At 57.7% G+C, this 381-nt stretch carries 1 protein-coding gene; it reads left to right on the plus strand.

Going from position 1 to position 381, the window contains the following annotated elements; genetic code table 11:
* On the plus strand, positions 1 to 381 hold a 381-nt coding region (locus DUK53_RS17390; protein WP_124893270.1), incomplete at both ends, for a PCRF domain-containing protein.

Here is a 381-nt window from a genome sequence, read left to right on the forward strand (position 1 = left end):
TGAATACGACAGCGCGGACTGCTATCTGGATATCCAGGCAGGCTCCGGCGGCACCGAAGCGCAGGACTGGGCCAGCAGGCTGCTGCGCATGTACCTGCGTTGGGCGGAATCCAAAGGCTTTAAAACGGAAGTGATTGAAGAGTCCGACGGCGACGTCGCGGGCCTGAAATCGGCAACCATCAAGATTATCGGCGACTATGCGTTTGGCTGGTTGCGTACTGAAACCGGCGTGCATCGCCTGGTACGCAAGAGCCCATTCGATTCCGGCGGCCGCCGCCATACCTCCTTCAGTTCCGTATTTATCTATCCGGAAGTGGATGACGATATCGATATCGAAATCAACCCGGCCGATCTGCGCATTGACGTTTACCGCGCCTCCGG

It is taken from the genome of Listeria sp. SHR_NRA_18 (assembly GCF_003856515.1).
In the GTDB taxonomy this organism is placed as follows: Bacteria; Bacillota; Bacilli; order Lactobacillales; family Listeriaceae; genus Listeria_A; species Listeria_A newyorkensis.